Raw genomic sequence first — 16262 nt, forward strand, 5'->3', positions numbered from 1 at the left:
GCAATTATGTCAAGTCTTTTCTAATCAATTCAATTAATTCATCAGTGTCTTCATACCTAATAAATTCACCATCCTTAAAATAGGCAATTTGACCAGTTTCTTCACTTACAGCTAATGCCAAAGCATCTGTTTTTTCAGTAATTCCTACAGCAGCTCTGTGACGTAAACCAAAACGACTTGGTAAAATTTTATCATTATTAACCGGTAAAATAACACGTGTGGCTTTTACAATATTATTAGAAATAATAATAGCACCATCATGAAGCGGACTATTCTTAAAAAAAATGCTTTCTATAATAGGTTGCGTCACCGTAATATTCATGGCATCACCTGTGGTCGTTAGGAAATCTAAATTATTATTGTGTTCTAAAACAATTAAAGCGCCCGTTTTGGAAGAACTCATTTTGATACAAGCAGATATAATAATTTGGACATCCGTTTCATTCTCTGTTTCGGTTTTCAAAAACTTAAACTGCTTGAAAAATTTTCCGCGTTTGCTGAAATTGGTAGAACCTACCATAAGTAGAAACTTTCTTATTTCCTGCTGAAAAACGACTATCAAAGCAATTAGTCCAACACTCATGAAACCGCCTAAAATCTTACTTAACATTTTCATTTGTAAAGCTTCGGTAACCAAAAAAATGAGGTAGATAATAACAATACCAATAAAAATGTTGATAGCTACGGTTCCTTTTACCAGTTTATAAACATAGTAGAGTAGTGCTGCTACAAGAACAACATCTATAATGTCTATGACTGTAAATTTTAATAGGTCGTCAAAAATTTCCAAAGGCTAGTGTTTTTGTAAATGTAAGAATTTCAGATTAATAAATAAATTCGTTGTTATCAACTATCAAATCTTCAGAAGTCACTGAAATCAAAGCTGATTTCAAACTAATATAATCTTGAAATGTTAAAGATTCAGATAGGTGAAGAACTACTGGTTTTGAATTGAAAAGTGAATCCGTTTGCAAATCAGAAACCAATTCCTGTAAATTTCGTGTTTGTTCAGAATCTGTAAGTTTGATAAGTTTTAAAGATTCTATTTGAATGTTTATACTATTCGCTTTCAAATTATCGATAGCTTTTTTTGAGGAAGCTACTGAATCTTTCGTATGATAATAAACATCTGTAAATTCTATAAAACCGAGATTTTTAATACTCGTATCATTACACGAATAATAATTTTTGGCATCTTCATTTTTATGTAATTCAGAACTTCGTTTTTTGTTTTGAATAAATTGAATTTCGGGAATCAGTTGTTTTAAAGTCAGTCGCTTATCCACATTTACCAGCCAATTCGTGGAGATGATTAAGTTTTTTCTGTTTAGTTCCACACCATTTACAGCCGTAGAATCGTAAAATAAATATGCTGGTGATACATCCAAAACCTCATGAACATTGGCTTGTTGTACTTCAGGAAGTAAAATAACCTTGTCAGAACTGCAAGCAACGAAAAGTAAAGGGATTAAAAATTTAAAATATTTCATAAGTCATTAATTCATTTCGTTAGTTAATTTGATGCATTCCATGGCTTCCTGAACATCATGAACCCGAAGCATGTTAGCACCTTTTTGTAAGGCAATTGTATTTAAAACAGTTGTACCATTCAAGGCGTTGTTGGCTGTGTTTTCTAATGTTTTGTAAATCATTGATTTTCTTGAAACACCTACTAATAGAAGTTTCTCAAGTATTTTAAATTGTTCTAAATGATTTAAAAGCTCAAAATTTTGTTCCCGTGTTTTAGCGAAACCAAAACCAGGATCGATTATAATATCTGTAATATGATGTTTTTTTGCTTCGAATACACGTTCCGAAAAATAAAATAATATGTCTTTTACAAGCGACTCGTATTCCGTTAAGTTTTGCATAGTTTGTGGTGTGCCACGCATGTGCATCATAATGTAAGGAACTTGCAGTTTACCAACAACTTCTAGCATATTATCATCCAATTTTCCAGCCGAAATATCATTTATCACAGCAGCTCCAGCTAAAATACTTTCTTTTGCAACTTCACTGCGAAACGTATCAACGGAAAGTAGAATATTTGGAAATTCAGAAACAAGGGCTTGAATTACTGGAATTATCCTATTTAACTCTTCCGTTTCACTTACAAAATTAGCATTTGGTTTAGAGCTATACGCACCAACATCAATAAAGGTTGCACCTTGGTGGAGCATTGTTTCCACTTGAAAAAACACCTCGCTTTTGTTTTTGTATTTACCGCCATCATAGAAGGAGTCTGGTGTTAGATTCAGAATTCCCATAACTTTTGGTGTTGATAAATCAATCAGGTTTCCTTTACAGTTAATGGTCATATCAGGTTATCTAGTTTATAATTTGAAAGTGTTATCTTCCCACAATCAATCAAAAATCAAGCACAAAATTAAGATATTCAGACTAAAATAGTTGGGTATTTATATCAAAATAAAAACAATCATCATTCAACTTTGAACTTTAAACAATTTAAGCGAAATTTACACAAAATTCAATAGTACACATGCCAAATACATCACAAGAATATGATGCTGTAATTTCTATTTGCAGAAACCTTTTCGAGAATAAAATGTCAGATTATGGTAGCGCATGGCGTATTTTACGTTTGCCGTCTTTAACAGATCAGATTTTTATAAAAGCGCAACGCATTCGCGGTTTACAGCAAAATGCGGTTCAGAAAGTGGATGAAGGCGAAGTGAGTGAATTTATAGGAATTGTAAATTACTGTGTTATGGCATTGATTCAGATTGAAAAAGGTGTGGTAGAACAACCTGATTTGGATACAGAAGAAGCCGTAAAATTATACACAGAAAAAGTGGCTGTTACCAAGCAACTTATGATGGATAAAAATCATGATTATGGTGAAGCTTGGCGTGACATGCGGGTGAGTAGTTTAACAGATTTAATTCTTCAAAAACTATTACGCGTTAAACAAATTGAAAATAACCAAGGAAAAACATTAGTAAGTGAAGGCATTGACGCTAATTATCAAGATATGATTAATTATGCGGTTTTTGCAATGATTCATTTGGGCGTAGCAAAAAATTAATTATAATACCTAATTAGGTTTAAAATAGCATCAATTTTACCATCCTGTTGATAGACAGGGAATTTAAATTTTAAAGTATCATGAAATACATTGTAGCATTTAGTCGGATATTTGTAGGAGTTCTTTTTATCATTTCAGGTTTCATTAAACTGAATGATCCACTTGGGTTTTCATATAAATTGCAAGAATATTTTGGCGAAGGGGTTTTAAATCTCCCTTTTTTAGCACCTTACGCATTAATTATTTCAATTCTTGTGGTTGTTTTTGAAGTCGTATTAGGTGTTTTCTTACTCATTGGTTACAAACCTAAATTTACAGTTTATAGTTTATTAGCTATGATTGTGTTCTTTACATTTCTAACATTTTATTCAGCATATTTTGATAAAGTTAAAGACTGTGGTTGTTTTGGCGATGCCTTAAAATTAACACCATGGGAAAGTTTCACGAAAGATATTGTGTTGCTATTCTTTATTTTAATTCTATTAGTTGGAATCAAACACATTAAGCCGCTATTTGGAAGACCAGTTATAACAACTGCCATTGCTTTATTGAGCTTTTTGGTGTCATTATCATTTGCCTATTATGTATTAATGCATTTGCCAGCAATAGATTTCAGAGCTTATAAAGTTGGTGCTAATATTCAAGAAGGCATGACTATTCCTGATAATGCGCCAAAACCCATTCAAGAATTTACATGGACATTTAACGTAAATGGAGCCGAAGAAATATTTGTAACCGATGGAAGTTACCCAACTGTTGATGGTGAGTATGTTGGAGTAGAATCGAAAGTAATTGATCCAGGTTATGAACCATCTGTTGTCGATTTTTCAATAGAAACAGAAGATGAAGATCTTACAGAATATTATTTGCAAGAAGATAAACTCATCATGATTGTCATGTATAATTTAGCAACTGCCGAACCAGATGGTGTAGCTAAATTGAAAGCTTTTTCAGATGAAGCCCTTAAAAATGGCTATACGGTAATTGGTTTGTCGGCCTCTGGAGGACAAGAAAAAGAACAATTTAAAGCGACACATAAACTAAATTTCGATTTTTACTTATGTGATGAAAAAGCATTAAAAACAGTTGTTAGAGCAAGTCCTGGTGTTGTAAAATTAGAGAAAGGAACCATTGTTCAAAAAGCACATTGGAATGATATTGAGAATATAAAACTGTAAGTTTATATACCATAATAAAATAAAGAACTTTAATTCTGATAAGCTACTTATTACATAAAATCATGTATGCATTACTGACGCTTTTTGGCGTGGTAACGGTTATATTTTTATTATTTAATGTATTGCCTGGCGATCCAGCTAAAATGATGCTTGGACAAAATCAATCAGCTGAACAAGTAGATGCCGTCCGTCAGAAATACGGTTTTGATAAACCCAAAACAACCCAATATTTTTATTATCTAAACGATTTGTTACCCATATCATTTCATTCTAAAAATGAAACTGATTACACCTTTTTAAGAACCGGAAAATATGCAGCAACCGCCTTATTTTCTGTTGGGAATACAACAACTGTTTTAAAGCTTCCCTATTTACGTGAATCCTTTACAAAACAGGGTAAACGTGTTTCTGAAGTTATAGGAGAAACCTTACCGAATACAGCTATATTGGCCGTGTCAGCAATAACTATCGCTTTGTTTTTAGGACTTATTCTTGGTGTTATTTCGGCCATTTATAAGGATACATGGTTGGATAAAGGCATTCAAATTGTGAGTACCGTTGGAATGAGTGTGCCTTCATTTTTTAGTGCTATTCTATTCGCTTGGTTTTTCGGATTTGTATTACATAAATACACCAATTTGGAAATGACAGGGAGTCTGTATGAACTGGATGATTATGGCCAAGCCATGCATATTCAATGGAAAAATTTAATACTTCCGGCTATAGTTTTAGGAATTCGGCCGTTAGCAGTGGTTATTCAGCTCATGCGAAACTCATTGTTGGAAGTGTATAATCAGGATTTTATTCGCACAGCAAGAGCAAAAGGCTTAAGCGAATATCAAATTATTAGAAAACATGCTGTTAAAAATGCGTTGAATCCCGTAGTAACTGCCATTTCTGGATGGTTCGCATCTATGTTGGCAGGAGCTGTTTTTGTAGAATATATTTTTGGTTGGAATGGTCTTGGTAAAGAAATTGTAAATGCTTTAAACACACTAGACTTACCTGTTATAATGGGTTCTGTATTGATAATTGCGGTAATCTTCATAATTATCAATATTTTTGTCGATATTATTTATACGTGGTTGGATCCAAAAGTAGAGTTGGAATAGAGTTCTTGTGAAAGTAAGAACTTCTTGAAGTCATCCTTAAACCAAAATCAAGTAGCGCCCAAGTCAAATATATTTTTTAAAATAAGCATAAAGTATTATAAAAATAGGATTATGAGAAAACAAATAGTTGCCGGAAACTGGAAAATGAATAATGATTTGTCTCAAACCGAATTATTAATCACGAATTTAAAAAAACAAGTAAAAACGTCTGAAGCAGAAATGATGATTGCGCCAACTTTCACTAATCTTTGGCATGCATTTGAAGCTTTAAGACAATCGGATATTGAGGTTGTAGCACAGAATATGCACTTTGCAGAAAGTGGTGCGTATACTGGAGAAGTGAGTGCGGGTATGTTGAAAAGCGTTGGTATACAAACGGTAATTTTAGGTCACAGCGAACGTCGTGCGTATTTTAATGAAACGGATGATTTATTGGCGAAAAAAGTAGATGCAGCTTTAAAAAATGACATGCGTGTAATTTTTTGTTTCGGTGAAGAATTAGCGGATAGAAAGTCCAATAATCATGAAACGGTTGTAGAAAATCAAATTAAAAATGGGCTGTTTCATTTGGATGCAGATGCTTTTAAAACTATTGTTTTAGCTTATGAACCTGTTTGGGCTATTGGAACTGGCGAAACTGCTAGTCCAGATCAAGCACAAGATATGCATGCGTTTATCAGAAAAACATTAGCTAATAAATACGGTCAAAAAGTGGCGAATTCGGTTTCCATATTATATGGTGGAAGCGTGAAACCTAATAATGCGCAGGAAATATTTTCCAAACCAGATGTAGATGGTGGATTAATTGGAGGTGCAGCATTGAATGCGGATGATTTCATGGCTATTGTTAATGCGTTTTAAGTAAAAAAATATATGTCAAATACAATTTATATAGGTTACGATTTTACAGTAACACCATTACAACCAGCTGTTGAAATTTTAATTGCTGAACTGGGTTATGCAGGTTTTGAGAGTTTTGTAGAAACTGAAACAGGCGTCACAGCCTACATTCAGAAAGACGAATGGCGAAGCGATATTTTAGAAGATATTCAGATTTTGGATTCCGATGAATTTGAAATTACATTCGAATTCAACGAAATAGAACAAGTTAATTGGAATGCCGAATGGGAGCGAAATTTCAACCCAATTATTGTGGACGATATTTGCGCTGTTCGTGCACCTTTCCATGAGAAATTCGATACACAATACGATATTATTATCGAACCCAAAATGAGCTTTGGAACTGGACATCATGAAACCACACATATGATGATTCAGCATATTCTTAAAAATGATTTTACGGATAAAACCGTTTTAGATATGGGTTGTGGAACTGGTGTTTTAGCTATTTTGGCCGAAATGAAAGGCGCCAAAAAACTAGAAGCTATAGATATTGACAACTGGTGTTATTTAAATAGTGTGGAAAATGTAGAGCGTAATAACTGCCATCAAATTACAGTATATGAAGGTGATGTTGCATTGCTGAAAGATAAAACCTACGATATAATCATTGCGAATATTAATAGAAACATATTATTGCAGGACATTCCTGAGTATGCTACTTGCTTAAATGCGAAAGGTTTATTATTTTTAAGTGGATTTTATTTTGATGATATTCCAGCAATTGAAGAACTTTGTAATAAAATGAACCTCAAGCGCGTTGATACATTACAACGTAACGATTGGGTTGCTTTAAAATTCCAAAAAGAATAACCGTTAGTTGAAGTTGGCTTCAGGTAACGATAAATTTAAAAATTATGAGTACCAAAGAACAAACATTAGAAGACGTTCTCCTTAAAGAAGAGGTTTTAAAGGAAAACGAAATTATTCTTTATAATGATGATGTTAATACTTTTGATCACGTTATAAATACTTTAATTTACGCTTGTGATCATACAGCTGAACAAGCCGAACAATGTTCCATTTTAGTTCATTATAAAGGGCAGTGTACGGTGAAAACAGGTTCTTATAAAGAATTAGAGCCACAATGCTCGATGCTTTTAGAAGCCGGTTTAAGTGCGGAAATTAGTTAAATGTATGGATGTTAATCGATTAAAAAAAAGCAAACTTTAACAATAAGTTTGCTTTTTTTATTTACAGGAATTATAAAAATCGTTTTTAAGTTTTCGCATCTTTCTTGACACTTTATGAGAATTTTATGAATTTTCATTTTTCAAAGTATGATTATCGTGGTATATTTAATACGAACCATAAAAAAGTAAAAATGAAAACATTATATGAGGCAACCACGCAAGCAATAGGTGGAAGAAATGGACATGTAAAATCTGATAATAGTCCAGTAGATTTCAATTTATCAGTACCAAAATCCATGGGAGGCGCTGGTGGAAATGGTGCTAATCCAGAACAGTTATTTGGAGCAGCATATGCCGCATGCTTTGGTGGAGCCATACAAGCTGTTGCTAAAAATGAGGGAATTGAAATAGATGAAGATGAACTAAGTGTCACAGCTATTATAGGGTTCTGTAAAGATGATGACGGGTTTTTTCTTGAAGCTACGTTGGATTGTTATATTCCCGGAGTAGACCTTGAAACAGGCGAAGACTTGGTAGAAAAGGCACATGAAGCATGTCCTTTTAGTAAAGCAACTCGCGATAATATTACGGTAAATTTGAATTTATTGATAGATGAGTAGATTTTAATTGCTCATTAATTATTATAAAGAAAGCTCACCATTTGGTGAGCTTTTTTTTGAACTATACGCAAAGCTTTTGGCTGATTACTGCGTATTTATAAGGCTTCTTTTTTAAAGGTACTCCATCAAAAGATGCTCAAGTAAAGGTGGCATTTATTCTTATGGTTTGCTTCGCATCCATAAATTTCTATTGAGAAACGATTTAAACATTATAAGTTTGGAGGTATATTATTAGGAATCGAGCCTTTCTGGATTGCTTCGCATCCATAAAACTCCGCTTTGAAAACACTTAAAACGAAAAAAAACGCTCAAGCTAGCTTGGCGTTTTTTTCTTATTTAAGTATTTATTCGTGACCTCGACTGGATTCAAACCCAATCGGCAAACGCTTGATATTGTTGAGGTTTACAGATTTGCTTTTACAAATGGTAACCGAATAGCAGACACTTTGAATGAACGTGTTTGGTTTTAAATGACTTTCAAACCTTTCTACTAAAATACAAAAAACAAGGATTCAAACCTATATAAATTAGATGAAATACTATTAAAAGTCTCTAAAATTTTAGATTAATCTGTTTTGCTTTTTTAGCTATTAATTCTTTGAATTCTTCTTTTTTATCATTGCTTAAGAAACTGTTGTTAATTAGTTGCTCCCATTCTGTCATTCCAGTTTCTATACGTTTCCAGATATTTTGGATGGCCTTTTTAGGAATGCCACTTCCCTCTATGGCACCATCAAAATCTGAACGACCTATACGATTCTTTTTTCCATTGATATTAAGTGCTAATTCTTCGGGATCGTCAACAAGTAGTTGTGCCGCTATCATATCATACACAGGTGTTAAACTATAGTTTCCTGGTGCTTCGGCTATCAGTGAGAAGTTTTTTAAATGCATATCATTGTTCCCTATAAGAAATGAAACTATGACCTGTTCATAAAAGCGTATAATATCAATTAAGGGATTATAACCGTAGGTTTTTATGCTTTTGGCAATTTGCTCATAAGATCCTCTGTACTTGTGCTCGGTTAATCGTTGTGTAAACTGACAGGCATCTTCCATAGCCAACTTGCTGCCATCTGCTTTGCGATCTATTCGTCGCGTTAGGTAAGCGAGCTCGCCATCTTTTAGTGGGATTAATAAAAAAGGTACGGTGTCTACACCGCAAGCTTTGGCAAGATGCATGGATAAAGCTTCTATTTGTGGCATTTCGGGATGTAGCGCAAAAGGCGGTTTTAATATAAACCGTCCATTTAAAGCCCCAACAATGGTTAGGCGCTTATCATTAGCCGCTTCATTGTTATAGCCTAAAGAGAGCTTTGGCTGTACACCTGTAACAATTAAACGTTGTGCTACGTTTTCTTTGGCCAGCTTGTCTATTTCCGACGTGCCGTATTCCAATTGCAAAACCGACTCGTTGTCTTGCCAAAATTCTTTAAGGCAAGCTTCATGATACATAGTAGTACCATTGTCAATGGCTTTATGGCATGCTAAACAAATCATATCTCGCGTATGCTTATGTTGCCGATACAGTCGCGGCAAGTGGTTAATAATAGCCCCATACGATCTCTAGGATTGAGCTTCCAGTTTTTATGTGCAATTTCAAGCAACCAGCCTTCAGGAATTAATCCATCAAAAAAGGGGAATAGGTATTCCGACTGATACACGTCTTCCTGGAGCGGTAATGATAGCGCTACGGGCATTGGGTTGTCGGTATTCAAATAGTCAGTGTCATAAGAAAAGAAGTAACCATCATCGGTTTCTTTTAGAATGCCTGCTTGTTGGTTATTTATCCAGATTGCTCCTTGTCTCATTGTTTATAGGTGTCGGGGTTAATGTATGACGAAAGAATTGTAATAACTGATTAACTTTATCTGTCATCACATTTGGTTTGCCTTGTTCGAGTTCGCGTAGGAAGCGTAAACCTATTCCTGTCAAATCTGCTAGTTCTATTTGTGTATAGTTTGCCTCCTTTCGTCTGTTACGAACGAAAGTCGCTATGACATTATTGCGGTCCCATGATTTCATAATTATACCTTTATGGGTGCAATTTACTAATTTTTATTGATATTATACCTTAAAGGGTATAATTATTATATGATTGATGTAGAATATACCCGACAGGGTATATTTAAGAATTACTCTAGATAGCGCATAACGGTCTCTTGTTTAATACCACTGTATTCAGAGAATTCTTCTGCAGTGATAAACTGGTAGGACTTTTTACCAAAGTGCCTTTTTATGTCGTTTAAGAGCTTACGACCATAGCGCTCACTTCTGCCCGTGATGCGCATAATATCTTTTGGGTAGATACATAGTCTTTTGATGTTGCTCATACTTTATCCATGCTTTATCCATACATGATCTTGCCATCATCCATAGGTTTAAACTGGCAAAAAAGGCACTTTTCGGCATAGGAGTGAAGTGCTTTTGGGATTGCTTATTAAAGATACGGAGTTTTGATTAAAATAAAAAACTTTGAACCATGGCAAGACAAACTGGTATTATAAAATTAAAGGGAACTCTGGATGATATTTCCTTTTACAAGACAAGCGACGGGCATTTGGCCCGTACTAAAGGCGGTATTGATGGTAATCGTATTGCGAATGACCCTGCGTTTCAACGTACGCGCGAAAATGGCTCTGAATTTGGGCGTGCGGGCAAAGCCGGCAAGCTGATTCGGAATGCGATTCGGGTGTTGCTGCAAAACGCCAAAGACAAACGTGTGGTTAGTAGATTGACTAAAGATTTGGTGGCCATTATTAAAACAGACCTCGTGAATTTAAGAGGAGAGCGTACCGTTCAAGATGGGGATTTGAGTCGTTTTTTAGGCTTCGAATTTAACCTCAACGGTAAACTGGGCTCCACTTTATTCGCTCCTTTCGTAGTGGCTTTTGATCGGGTGACAGGAAGTGCTGATGTTACATTGGCAGCTTTTAGTCCGACGGTACGAATAGCAGCTCCTTCAGGAACGACTCATTTTAACGTTGTTATGGGTGCTGCAGAAGTAGACTTCACTACAGAAACTTTCGTCTTTGAAATGGCAAGTTCTGGAATTTTGCCTTACACAGCACCAGATACGGTACCAATTGCATTAAACGCGGCACTTACGGCTAACTCGGTATTACCGGTTATTGAAGTGGTTGGTATTGAGTTTTACCAGGAAGTGAATGGTGACATGTACCCATTGAAAAATGGTGCTTTCAACGCGCTTTCTGCAGCTCTTGTTGACACACTTTAAAATGGATTTAATACTCCAAAGACATTATTTTGAAGAGGGTACCAATGGTACCCTCTTTATTAATGGTCGGTTTATCTGTTTTATGATTGAATTGCCTTGGCTTCATAATAAGCGCCAAGTTTCCTGTATTCCGGAAGGGATTTATGAATTAGGATCACGATATTCTAGTCGTTTAGGGAATCATATTCATGTTATGGGTGTGGATGGTCGGCAATTGATATTGATTCATAAGGCAAATGATGCGGCTAAAGAGTTGGAGGGCTGTTTGGCACCGGTGAGTCAACTTTCGGGCATAGGAACTGGTTGGTCTTCCCAACTAGCAATGCAGAAAATCCTTTCACTTTGTCATCAAGCTTTTGAGCGCAAAGGACAAATCTCATTAACCATAAAATCTTAAAATTATGAATCTAGTTGAACGTTATAAAGAACCTACTCCAAGGTTTTTCAAAATTTTGAGAAATATTGGAATCGCATTGGCTGCTGCTGGTGGCGCCATTATTGCAGCTCCCATTAGTTTGCCTACAATTGTAATTACCATTGCGACTTATATGGCCGTTGCAGGAACTGTAGCTACAGCCGTAAGTCAGGCGGCCGTTATTGATGATACATCGGATAAAAAAGATTAGAATGGATTTTACTGATATAAATACCAAAATCGGGTTTTTGGGTGGTACGTTTTTTTCTATCGCCTTAAATATTAGTTTGGATGCTATTCTATTCACAGTTGTAATGGCTAGTATAGGCGCTTCTGTTAGTTATGTGGTGGCCAAACTCCTTAATTATCTTTTCAGTTTCTTCAAAAAATAGTCAAAGGCTCTTCTTCAAGGGCCTTTTTTTATGGTTCTTTTTCAAAAATAACGAGGCTTATACTTTCATAATGCTTGCAGTTAGTGTTCTTTCGCTATCACGGTTGTTTTAAAAACGATCTATTCCCTTCATTATTTTTTCAAAAGAAAAGAAAAAAAGAAAGCCATTAACCTGTAGCCGTGGCGATACTGTCAAGTTTTTTGGATAAAATTTTTTTTCTAAATTTTGTTCAAAACCCGGAGGGCTTGAACTTTATAGTATTATGGCGTGGGCTGAAGGGAGGCTACTATATTTGTTCTCTTTTTTTATTTTATTCTTCTTGTTTCTTTGCTTTGTATGTTATTGAATGTTTTTATTCGGCAGGTAATCTTTAAGGCGCGAGCCGACTGCGAGTTTAGCAAGGCTGGTGTGGTAATAGCACGTTGCCTTTTCGGCAAAAGTGCGTACCACAGCAACGGTTTACCGCAAGGGTGGCGGATTTTTTGATTTTATAGTGTAGTCGGATGTAGTTTTGTGGACGGTAGGAGGATAGTCAAATTTTGGAAGTGCAAGGCTTGGTATTGAGAGGTGTTATTTACGTTAAGTTTTAGATTGGTTTTTGATGAGGTTCCTGATTTCGCAGGAATTTGGGCCTTGCTCTTGTGATTTTTGCGAAATGGGATAACCCTTGGGGTTGCTGGTTGGTCTAATACGAAAAAAATTGATTGTACTTAAAAGAGGTCCCTGCTTTCGCAGGGATTCAGGGGTTATCTTATTTGCAAACTGGACAGGTCAAAAAATATGCCACCCGCAGCCCCACATATTTGAATCGGCAGTAATAGTCATATGTTAGCTAATTTTTTCTTAATAGACGCTATTGATTTATGTCGCTATTATATATGTGGGGTTTGGCCGCAGCGACCCGCAGGCTCGCATCATATGAAGTAGCGGTTTTACCCCAAATACTTTACATGCGCTTGCGCGCATACCTAAATGGGGTTTGGGGTAAAAGAGTAGCTACGGGTGAGGAGGGAGTGAATGTGTGAAATAAAACAAATAAATGGAGCCAACGAGGACGTCTCGCCGCAGTGGTTTCATTTATGGTATATGCAAGCCTTGTAATAGCTTGATTTTATAGGTGCTATGAGCTTTTTTTTAAAAAACGGTATACCGAACGCATACCGAATTGGCTTGCAGATATGTTTTATGGAACGAAATGGAGCGACCAACGAACACCTTATTACCTGCCTTCCTGTTTTTTATAGTCAGACGAGTTTTTAAACAGATGATTAGTTTTCGTGTTTAGATTGACTAAACTATAATGAATTTCCGGTATGTAATTAATACGACGTTATTAGCGGTGGCTTTAAATACTTGTTATAGGAATGTAGCATCTATCCGCAGGTAGGTGCGAAATGGAGATAACTAGTATTGCGCGGAACTGGAAGCTTTTGCGCGTGAGGGCGTGCAGCCATTTTGCGGAACGACGGAATGCGTAAATGCTGGAGGTGGGGATTTTTGAAAAGGTATTTTATATGACTAGGCCTTCATATTTTACTTCGTCGATAATTGATGGGATATTACTATTTACTTTTGGGCTAAATAATTCTTTACTAATTGTATAAGTGCTTAATTTACTCTCTGGGTATGGGCTGTTTATTAATTCCATGATGTCTTTTTCGGAAATATTATCTTTTAACCATTCTTGTTCGATATCCTGGTTTAATAGAACTGGTTGTCTGTTTTTTTTGTTGTGAATTTTAGCTAATAGGGGTGAAGCTGATTTGGTTAGAATTGTAAAGGTAAAAACATTATCAATTATAGTGTAAATGCCAGCTAGTGATAAAACCTCATCATCTTTTCTTTTAATATGGAATGGGTACTTTTTACCTTTATATTCGTGTGGTTCGAAAAAGCCGGTAACAGGAACAATACATCTTTTTGATACTACGGAATGTTTATATATGAAATGATCGAATAGCTTTTCGGAGCGTGCATTTAAACCACCACCATAACGAACGGCTTCTTTGTAATAGTCTGTTATTTGCGATGCTGTTTTATTGTTTGGAACAATTCCCCAAAGACCCGGTGTAATAACTGAAGGTTCTTCTTGTGGAATGATAAGCATATCGGGATGTGAGAAACCGTTTAAGTGATACCTTGGTTTGTCGTATTTTTCTCTTGAGCCTTCATCTGTAAGTGACACTTTATAGTGCTTTTCAAGTTTTATTACTTTTTGGGTTTGAGAGGTGTGGAAGCACATTATTTTTTGAGTTAGAGTTTTAAAGGTATGATTATGGTTTTTTTTTAACACTAACAGTGAATTAAATACCAATAAATGAGTATAGTTACTAAATATTGAGGTTTTGGGATTAAAATTAAGAAGTGCAGTCGATAACCAAGTAATTAATTATACACGGCTTAAGTTGTTTCTTTCTACTGTTCAATTTTGCGCTATTCTTTTCATAATTTCAATTGCTTCAGGTTTTCCTAATTCGGCAGCTTTCTTAATTAAAGGTATTGCTTTCTCAAATTCATTAGCATTGTAATAAGTAACACCTGCGTTCCAATAGGAATCTGTATGTTCTGGATTTAGGTTTATTGAATTTTGAAAACTTTGAATAGCTTCATTTACTTTTCCTTGTTTAAGATATACTATTCCCATATAATAGTGTGGCACATTATCTTGTGAATTTAACTGATTAGCTTTTTTGAAAAGCGGCATTGACTTATTATATGCCTTTATATAATGATATTCTTTTGCTAACCCCAAAACAATTACGTAATTGTTAGGCTCAATTTTATATAATGTTTCATATTCTGAAAGTAGATTTTTATAATCTTTCATATCGTCTAAAACTCTAATTTTTTCAAGACGGTAATCTAAATCTCTTGGTTCAAGTTCAATAACTTTATTTATATAGAATAATGCTTTATCATATTTCTTTTGATGTCGGTAAACTATAGAAAGACTGTGCTGTGTGGGTAAATCACTAATGTTTAATTCGAGAGATTTTAATAAAAACTTTTCAGCTTTTTTATAGTATCCGTTATCATCGTTTATAACTCCAAGTCTCCAAAAGGCTTTTTGATTAATAGTATCATATTTTATTGCTTTTTCTAAATATTCAGAGCTTTTATCAAAACCCCCAAGATGTCCATATGATTTACCAATATTATAATAAGCTATTCCTAAATATACTGTATCCAAATTTAGGATAGCTTTTTTGTAGTTTGAAATCGCTAAATCATATTGACCTAAATCACTATAAACATTAGCTAAACTGTTTTGATAAAACGGCTCATTTGGACTTAACTCTAAACTTTTTTCAAAGTCTTTTTGAGCTAAATCTAATTTATTCATTGAGCGATATGATATTCCTCTATCAAAATAATGTACTGAATTGAAAGCGTCATATTCAATTGCTTTGGTCAAATCTGCAATAGAACCATCGGGATTGCCAAGTTCGTCTTTAATAGCACCACGGTTATGATAGGCATCTGCATAATCTGACTTTAATTCGATTACCTTTGAATATGAAAGGATTGCTTTATCTTTTTGACCAATTTTATTTAGAATAGTTCCTTTTACAAAATGGGCATCTGCATTATCTGGATTTAGTTCTATGGATTTGTTGATATTTTGGAATGCTTGAGATAAACTGTCGGTTTTAATATTTTTAATAGTTTTTTTTAAAAACTCTTTAGATTGAGATATTTTACTTTCTTTATTATAATGGTTGAAAAAAAATATTCCACCACCAATTATGAGTATAACTACTAAAAAGGCTATTATTTTTTTTAGGGATTTTTGGTTCTCGTTTTTCTGTAAAGATTTTGCTTTCTCTTTATATTTTGTTGATTTTTCTTTTTCTTTGTTAACCTTGACTTGTAAGTCTTTTTCTATTTGTTTTTGATTTTTTATTTCTTCCTCGTATCGTTTTTGCTTTTCATCAAATCCTTTCTGTTGTCTTTTTAATTCTTGTTCGTATTTGTATTTAAAGCTTCTTTCAAAGTCTTGATTGTTGCCTTTTTTTTGAGTGTTAAATTTAAAGTCATAATTTACCCTTTTAGTATCATCGGATAATATTTCGAAAGCTTCGAGTATTTCTTTAAAACGCTCTTCAAAAAATTTATCGCCATCGTTTTTATCAGGATGAAATTTTACGGATAATTTTCGGTAGGCTTTTTTTATTTCTTGTGAAGATGAATTTTTCTCTATACCAAGAATGTAATAATAGTCTTTCAT

The 16262-nt window shown here is 34.5% G+C and carries 20 protein-coding genes; 11 read left to right on the forward strand and 9 right to left on the reverse strand.

The genetic code is table 11. From position 1 onward, the window contains the following. Positions 1–4: 4 nt before the first annotated feature. From ES675_RS12355 to folP, 3 genes are read right to left on the reverse strand one after another with little or no spacing between them, the layout of a single operon-like run. Positions 5–790 (reverse strand): diadenylate cyclase, encoded by a 786-nt coding sequence (locus tag ES675_RS12355; protein WP_066254086.1) that lies wholly within the window; start codon positions 788–790, stop codon positions 5–7. A 34-nt stretch (positions 791–824) separates the two neighbouring features. Further along, positions 825–1490, reverse strand: a complete 666-nt coding sequence (locus tag ES675_RS12360; protein WP_066254091.1) for a hypothetical protein — start codon at positions 1488–1490, stop codon at positions 825–827. 6 nt (positions 1491–1496) lie between these two features. Next, positions 1497–2318 carry a dihydropteroate synthase gene (folP, locus tag ES675_RS12365; protein ID WP_066254094.1) on the reverse strand — a complete coding sequence of 274 codons (822 nt, stop codon included), beginning with the start codon at positions 2316–2318 and terminating at the stop codon, positions 1497–1499. A gap of 182 nt (positions 2319–2500) precedes the next feature. Here folP and ES675_RS12370 point away from each other — a divergent pair, with 182 nt between their 5' ends. The 7 genes from ES675_RS12370 to ES675_RS12400 all read left to right on the forward strand — a co-directional run bounded on the left by ES675_RS12370 (position 2501) and on the right by ES675_RS12400 (position 7989). Next, on the forward strand, positions 2501–3046 hold the full coding sequence (locus tag ES675_RS12370; protein ID WP_066254099.1) for a DUF1599 domain-containing protein: 546 nt from the start codon (positions 2501–2503) through the stop codon (positions 3044–3046). Between the two features lie 80 nt (positions 3047–3126). Then, a complete protein-coding gene (locus ES675_RS12375; RefSeq protein WP_066254104.1) occupies positions 3127–4224 on the forward strand; it encodes a BT_3928 family protein in 1098 nt (365 codons plus the stop codon). 35 nt (positions 4225–4259) lie between these two features. Then, positions 4260–5336 (forward strand): ABC transporter permease, encoded by a 1077-nt coding sequence (locus ES675_RS12380; RefSeq protein WP_148367479.1) that lies wholly within the window; start codon positions 4260–4262, stop codon positions 5334–5336. A 111-nt stretch (positions 5337–5447) separates the two neighbouring features. After that, positions 5448–6197, forward strand: a complete 750-nt coding sequence (gene tpiA, locus ES675_RS12385) for a triose-phosphate isomerase (RefSeq protein ID WP_066254109.1) — start codon at positions 5448–5450, stop codon at positions 6195–6197. Between the two features lie 12 nt (positions 6198–6209). Then, the gene (gene prmA, locus ES675_RS12390) at positions 6210–7049 is read left to right on the forward strand and encodes a 50S ribosomal protein L11 methyltransferase (RefSeq protein WP_066254113.1); all 840 of its coding nucleotides are present in this window, start codon (positions 6210–6212) and stop codon (positions 7047–7049) included. Between the two features lie 44 nt (positions 7050–7093). Then, positions 7094–7369, forward strand: a complete 276-nt coding sequence (locus ES675_RS12395; RefSeq protein ID WP_066254117.1) for an ATP-dependent Clp protease adaptor ClpS — start codon at positions 7094–7096, stop codon at positions 7367–7369. Positions 7370–7560: 191 nt separating this feature from the next. Next, entirely contained in the window at positions 7561–7989 is a 429-nt protein-coding gene (locus ES675_RS12400; RefSeq protein ID WP_066256650.1) for an Ohr family peroxiredoxin, read from the forward strand. A gap of 552 nt (positions 7990–8541) precedes the next feature. Here the strand turns inward: ES675_RS12400 and ES675_RS12405 are convergent. The 4 genes from ES675_RS12405 to ES675_RS16450 form a co-directional block, all read right to left on the reverse strand. Beyond that, positions 8542–9489, reverse strand: coding sequence for a HipA domain-containing protein (locus ES675_RS12405; RefSeq protein WP_066256613.1), 948 nt, complete (start codon positions 9487–9489; stop codon positions 8542–8544). Beyond that, positions 9486–9800, reverse strand: a complete 315-nt coding sequence (locus ES675_RS12410) for a HipA N-terminal domain-containing protein (protein ID WP_066256616.1) — start codon at positions 9798–9800, stop codon at positions 9486–9488. Before ES675_RS12410 ends, ES675_RS12405 begins: the two co-directional genes overlap by 4 nt. After that, positions 9772–10014, reverse strand: a complete 243-nt coding sequence (locus tag ES675_RS12415) for a helix-turn-helix domain-containing protein (RefSeq protein WP_066256619.1) — start codon at positions 10012–10014, stop codon at positions 9772–9774. Before ES675_RS12415 ends, ES675_RS12410 begins: the two co-directional genes overlap by 29 nt. A 110-nt stretch (positions 10015–10124) precedes the next feature. Then, on the reverse strand, positions 10125–10280 hold the full coding sequence (locus ES675_RS16450; protein WP_170244089.1) for a hypothetical protein: 156 nt from the start codon (positions 10278–10280) through the stop codon (positions 10125–10127). Between the two features lie 191 nt (positions 10281–10471). Between ES675_RS16450 and ES675_RS12420 the strand changes: the two genes are divergently transcribed. The 4 genes from ES675_RS12420 to ES675_RS12435 are packed head-to-tail and all read left to right on the forward strand — an operon-like array spanning position 10472 to position 12034. Continuing rightward, positions 10472–11227 carry a hypothetical protein gene (locus ES675_RS12420; protein ID WP_066256620.1) on the forward strand — a complete coding sequence of 252 codons (756 nt, stop codon included), beginning with the start codon at positions 10472–10474 and terminating at the stop codon, positions 11225–11227. A gap of 1 nt (position 11228) precedes the next feature. Then, entirely contained in the window at positions 11229–11624 is a 396-nt protein-coding gene (locus ES675_RS12425) for a DUF5675 family protein (protein ID WP_066256622.1), read from the forward strand. 4 nt (positions 11625–11628) lie between these two features. After that, positions 11629–11853: a hypothetical protein gene (locus tag ES675_RS12430; protein ID WP_066256626.1), complete on the forward strand. Its 225-nt coding sequence runs from the start codon at positions 11629–11631 to the stop codon at positions 11851–11853. Position 11854: 1 nt separating this feature from the next. After that, positions 11855–12034, forward strand: coding sequence for a hypothetical protein (locus ES675_RS12435; protein ID WP_066256630.1), 180 nt, complete (start codon positions 11855–11857; stop codon positions 12032–12034). Between the two features lie 1510 nt (positions 12035–13544). On the opposite strand, the gene ES675_RS12440 is transcribed toward ES675_RS12435, so the two are convergent. Together ES675_RS12440 and ES675_RS16690 are read right to left on the reverse strand one after the other, a co-directional pair. Further along, positions 13545–14276: an SOS response-associated peptidase gene (locus ES675_RS12440; protein ID WP_066256633.1), complete on the reverse strand. Its 732-nt coding sequence runs from the start codon at positions 14274–14276 to the stop codon at positions 13545–13547. Between the two features lie 180 nt (positions 14277–14456). After that, a complete protein-coding gene (locus tag ES675_RS16690; RefSeq protein ID WP_066256636.1) occupies positions 14457–16262 on the reverse strand; it encodes a tetratricopeptide repeat protein in 1806 nt (601 codons plus the stop codon).

Source organism: Algorimicrobium algoritergicola, assembly GCF_008086165.1.
Classification (GTDB): Bacteria; Bacteroidota; Bacteroidia; order Flavobacteriales; family Flavobacteriaceae; genus Algorimicrobium; species Algorimicrobium algoritergicola.

Excerpts from the sequence above, each read along its gene's own strand:
- ES675_RS12420 (WP_066256620.1), top strand. The coding sequence starts at position 10,472 with ATGGCAAGACAAACTGGTATTATAAAATTAAAGGGAACTCTGGATGAT.
- ES675_RS12360 (WP_066254091.1), bottom strand. The coding sequence starts at position 1,490 with ATGAAATATTTTAAATTTTTAATCCCTTTACTTTTCGTTGCTTGCAGT.
- tpiA (WP_066254109.1), top strand. The coding sequence starts at position 5,448 with ATGAGAAAACAAATAGTTGCCGGAAACTGGAAAATGAATAATGATTTG.
- ES675_RS12405 (WP_066256613.1), bottom strand. The coding sequence starts at position 9,489 with ATGATTTGTTTAGCATGCCATAAAGCCATTGACAATGGTACTACTATG.
- ES675_RS12395 (WP_066254117.1), top strand. The coding sequence starts at position 7,094 with ATGAGTACCAAAGAACAAACATTAGAAGACGTTCTCCTTAAAGAAGAG.
- ES675_RS12430 (WP_066256626.1), top strand. The coding sequence starts at position 11,629 with ATGAATCTAGTTGAACGTTATAAAGAACCTACTCCAAGGTTTTTCAAA.
- ES675_RS12440 (WP_066256633.1), bottom strand. The coding sequence starts at position 14,276 with ATGTGCTTCCACACCTCTCAAACCCAAAAAGTAATAAAACTTGAAAAG.
- ES675_RS12400 (WP_066256650.1), top strand. The coding sequence starts at position 7,561 with ATGAAAACATTATATGAGGCAACCACGCAAGCAATAGGTGGAAGAAAT.
- ES675_RS12425 (WP_066256622.1), top strand. The coding sequence starts at position 11,229 with ATGGATTTAATACTCCAAAGACATTATTTTGAAGAGGGTACCAATGGT.
- ES675_RS12435 (WP_066256630.1), top strand. The coding sequence starts at position 11,855 with ATGGATTTTACTGATATAAATACCAAAATCGGGTTTTTGGGTGGTACG.
- ES675_RS16690 (WP_066256636.1), bottom strand. The coding sequence starts at position 16,262 with ATGAAAGACTATTATTACATTCTTGGTATAGAGAAAAATTCATCTTCA.
- folP (WP_066254094.1), bottom strand. The coding sequence starts at position 2,318 with ATGACCATTAACTGTAAAGGAAACCTGATTGATTTATCAACACCAAAA.
- ES675_RS12415 (WP_066256619.1), bottom strand. The coding sequence starts at position 10,014 with ATGAAATCATGGGACCGCAATAATGTCATAGCGACTTTCGTTCGTAAC.
- ES675_RS16450 (WP_170244089.1), bottom strand. The coding sequence starts at position 10,280 with ATGCGCATCACGGGCAGAAGTGAGCGCTATGGTCGTAAGCTCTTAAAC.
- ES675_RS12375 (WP_066254104.1), top strand. The coding sequence starts at position 3,127 with ATGAAATACATTGTAGCATTTAGTCGGATATTTGTAGGAGTTCTTTTT.
- prmA (WP_066254113.1), top strand. The coding sequence starts at position 6,210 with ATGTCAAATACAATTTATATAGGTTACGATTTTACAGTAACACCATTA.
- ES675_RS12370 (WP_066254099.1), top strand. The coding sequence starts at position 2,501 with ATGCCAAATACATCACAAGAATATGATGCTGTAATTTCTATTTGCAGA.
- ES675_RS12410 (WP_066256616.1), bottom strand. The coding sequence starts at position 9,800 with ATGAGACAAGGAGCAATCTGGATAAATAACCAACAAGCAGGCATTCTA.